At 64.3% G+C, this 3,669-nt stretch carries 5 protein-coding genes; 1 reads left to right on the top strand and 4 read right to left on the bottom strand.

All coding sequences use genetic code 11. The features are described from left to right. Positions 1-120 precede the first annotated feature (120 nt). The 4 genes from QMX78_RS20720 to QMX78_RS20705 all read right to left on the bottom strand — a co-directional run bounded on the left by QMX78_RS20720 (position 121) and on the right by QMX78_RS20705 (position 2,532). Positions 121-456, bottom strand: a complete 336-nt coding sequence (locus tag QMX78_RS20720) for a YegP family protein (RefSeq protein WP_282273201.1) — start codon at positions 454-456, stop codon at positions 121-123. A 129-nt stretch (positions 457-585) separates the two neighbouring features. Further along, a complete protein-coding gene (locus QMX78_RS20715) occupies positions 586-843 on the bottom strand; it encodes a GIY-YIG nuclease family protein (protein ID WP_282273199.1) in 258 nt (85 codons plus the stop codon). A gap of 21 nt (positions 844-864) precedes the next feature. Continuing rightward, on the bottom strand, positions 865-1,338 hold the full coding sequence (locus QMX78_RS20710; protein ID WP_282273196.1) for a hypothetical protein: 474 nt from the start codon (positions 1,336-1,338) through the stop codon (positions 865-867). 120 nt (positions 1,339-1,458) lie between these two features. Further along, the gene (locus QMX78_RS20705; RefSeq protein WP_282273194.1) at positions 1,459-2,532 is read right to left on the bottom strand and encodes a 3-deoxy-7-phosphoheptulonate synthase; all 1,074 of its coding nucleotides are present in this window, start codon (positions 2,530-2,532) and stop codon (positions 1,459-1,461) included. A gap of 468 nt (positions 2,533-3,000) precedes the next feature. On the opposite strand from QMX78_RS20705, the gene trxC reads away from it, so the two are divergent. Then, entirely contained in the window at positions 3,001-3,447 is a 447-nt protein-coding gene (gene trxC / locus QMX78_RS20700) for a thioredoxin TrxC (RefSeq protein WP_282273192.1), read from the top strand. Positions 3,448-3,669: the final 222 nt, after the last annotated feature.

The following is a 3,669-nucleotide window of genomic DNA, read 5'->3' as shown; positions in this document are numbered from 1 at the left end:
GCCGAGCCATGCTCGGCAGAGGCTTTACCAGGAAGGCCGCTGCCGAGCATGGCTCGGCACTACAGATGAAAAACCCCGGGCTTTGCCCGGGGTTTTTCAACAACGCAGCATCAACACCGCCTACGCGGTCTTGTCCTTGATCGTGGTGCTGGGGCCGTTGCCCTTGACGCTGGTGATGCCGGCTTCACGCGCGGCCTGCGAGGCATACATCTGGCTGCTGCCGATCACCTGGTGGTTGGCCGCTTTCAGATTGAAATGGTAGCGACCGTCGCTGGCGGTCTTGCGCTCGTAATGCGCTTCATCCGGGCTGTTCTTCTGCACCGAGGCGATGCCGTTCTCCGCGCCGGCGCGCGTGGTGTAACGCTCGCTGGTCAGGATGACCTCGGCGTTGCCTGCCTTGAGCACGAAATAAAACTGACCGTCGCTGCTCTTGTCCAACTCGTACCAACCTGCCATTGCAATACCCCGCTTGAGGATGATGCCGGCACGCTGCCGCCCTGCTACCGCCGCTGCATGCGTGGCTGTTGCCCGGATGACCGGACGTTGGAAGCCGCTGGCTACCGCGGCTACAAGCGCGACTCTACCTCAATCTTCTGTCCGTTCCAGCCAGGCCAGCTTGCGCTCACGCGGCAGCTGCTTGATCTGCCATTCGGCGCGGGACGCAGCCGAGCGGTCGGCATAGGCGCGACTGGCAAGGATCCGCAGCGGCGGGTGCGCGCGGGTATAGCGCGCGCCCTTGCCAGCGACATGGGCCAGGAAACGGGCCTGCACATCGGTACTGATACCCGCGTAATAGCTGCCATCACGGCACTCCAGCAGATACAGAAACCACGGACCCTTCACCCGACCCCGCCCTGCCCCGACTTACAGGCTGGCTGCGTCGGCAATCTTGCACAGACCTTCGCCAACCGCCTTGTTGGAGGTCATCTGGCCACCCTTGATGCTGAAACGCACTTCGACGCGGACGCTGCCGTCAGGCTGGCGACGCACCGTGGTGCGCAACGGAACGGTTGAACCGCCGCCGCCACGGACCGGATTCTCGGCAGCGATGTAGCCAGTGGTCTCGTTCGGGTAAATACCGACCATGCCTTCGGCTTCGATCGCGGCCACGGTCTTGGCGAACGCGTCGGCGTAGCTGACACCTTCATGGTCGGTCGAAGCCAGGAACTGCTTGCCGCTGGTGAAGCCACCGGCCACCGACAGGTTCTGCAGGCAGCCACTGCCCGAATCAAAAACTTCCTTCTTGGCCAGCGCCAGCGACGGGACCAGCATCATTGCCAGTGCCACGGTGCACATACGGATACGCATCAGTTCCTTCTCCATGGAGCGGTGATTCATGGGCTTCCTGCCGGAGACGGTGCTCCCCCTGTCTCCAAAGCAGGCGGGAGGCCTACCGCCTCCCGCCGCGTAAACTACTTGGACAGCCCGATGTGCGCCAGTGAAACTGTCACGGAATCCTCAGGCCGCCGCCTCCAGCTGGGCGCGACGGCGCGCACGCACCGCCTCGGCCAGGCGCTCCAGCACCTGCACGGTGCTGTCCCAATCGATGCAGCCATCGGTGATGCTCTGGCCGTAGACCAGCGGCTGGCCTTCGACCAGGTCCTGGCGGCCGGCCACCAGATGGCTCTCGATCATCACCCCGACCACGCGCTGCTCGCCGGCTTCCAGCTGGCTGGCAATGTCATCGACTACCTTGGGCTGGTTCTCCGGCTTCTTGCTGCTGTTGGCGTGGCTGGCGTCGATCATCAACCGCGCAGGCAGCTGCGACTTGGCCAGCACATCGCTGGCGGCCTGCACGCTGGCGGCGTCGTAGTTCGGGGCCTTGCCGCCGCGCAGGATCACATGGCAATCCGGGTTACCGCGCGTTGCCACGATGGCGGTACCGCCTTCCTTGGTCACCGACAGGAAGTGGTGCGGGTGCGAGGCCGCGCCGACCGCATCGGCAGCGATCTTCACATCGCCGGTGGTGCCGTTCTTGAAGCCAACCGGGCACGACAGGCCCGAGGCCAGCTCGCGGTGCACCTGGCTTTCGGTGGTACGCGCACCAATCGCGCCCCAGGCCACCAGGTCGGCGATGTACTGCGGCGAGATCACGTCCAGGAACTCCACGCCAGCCGGCAGGCCGAGGCGGTTGATGTCACGCAGCAGACCACGCGCAACGCGCAGGCCCTTGTTGATGTTGAAGCTGCCGTCCAGGTCCGGGTCATTGATCAGGCCCTTCCAGCCCACCGTGGTGCGCGGCTTCTCGAAGTACACGCGCATCACGATCTCAAGCTCGCCGGCCAGCGCATCGCGCAGCGGACGCAGGCGCTGGGCATACTCCATCGCCGCCACCGGGTCATGGATCGAGCACGGGCCCACGACAACCGCCAAGCGGTCATCCTCCCCATGCAGGATGCGGTGCAGCGAGGCACGGGCGTCGGCCACGGTCTGCGAGGCTTCCTCGTCACAGGGCAGCAGCGCCAGCAGCTGCGCCGGCGAGGTCAGGGGTTCAAGTTTGCGGATGCGTAGATCGTCGGTATGGGGGGGCATGGGGGTCTCCAGTTCAAAGCGGTGAATGGTTTGGCCCCAGCGTGGCGGCATGAAAAAAGCCGCCAGGTTCGCTGGCGGCTTTTCGGGAATGCATCTGAAAGTTTCTTCAGGGTAAGCGCAGTCCTTCCTCCGCCAGCGGCTTGGGAAAGTAATACCAAAAGTAAAAGCTGGCGCGGGCTGCGTTCATGGGGAGCATTGATAACACGGTTTTTTGTGCGATGCGACAGTTTCAGCGGCAACAGACCCGCAGGTCGGCGGGTTCAGCTTCCGCGAATATGCAAGAGCCCGTCGTGATTTCGCCTTTCATCCACCTGTTTAATCAGCCAGCGTGACCTGCAGGATCTGCGATGAAACAGCTGCACAGGAATTGTTCATGGCATGCGGAAAAGCGCGTTCCACAGCCAGCTGGACAAACGGCTCAGCGTGGCAGCGATACTGGCAACTGGTCCAGCACACAAAGCCATTCCGATGAACGCCACCAGTTCCGATCCGCTGCAGATCGCCTGCCCGCACTGCAATGCGATCAACCGCGTCCCCGCTGCGCGGCTGTCGCAAGCGCCATCCTGCGGCCGCTGCCACCAGCCATTGTTCGTGGCCGCGCCCATTGCATTGAACGCGGCGGAATTCGAAGCGCATGCCAGCCGCGCGCAGATTCCGCTGCTGGTGGATTTCTGGGCCAGCTGGTGCGGCCCGTGCCGGCAGATGGCGCCAGAGTTCGCCAAGGCTGCCGTGCAACTGGAGCCGCGCATGCGTCTGGGCAAACTGGATACGGAAGCGGAGCCAGCCATCGCCACCCGCTATGGCATCCGCAGCATTCCGACGATGGTGCTGATCCAGGGCGGCCGCGAGATCGCCCGCCAATCCGGCGCGATGCCCGCCAGCAGCATCGTGCAGTGGGCCAGCGCGCACATGTAGCGCCGAACCATGCTCGGCGGGGGCGTTCCCGGTAAAGCCCTTGCCGAGCATGGCTCGGCACTACAGCTGGGCGCTGATGTTTTTAGGCGCGGCGTGAGCCGCGAAGCTGGTGCTGCTTGAAAGGCCACAGAGCTCCCCCTCCCCAGCCCTCCCCTTGCCTGCGGCAAAGGGAGGGGGCAGAAGACATTGTCGGTAAAGCCCTTGCCGAGCATGGCTCGGCCC

The organism is Stenotrophomonas sp. PS02298 (genome assembly GCF_029959445.1).
Classification (GTDB): Bacteria; Pseudomonadota; Gammaproteobacteria; order Xanthomonadales; family Xanthomonadaceae; genus Stenotrophomonas.
This window is presented reverse-complemented; position numbering and strand designations above follow the sequence as displayed.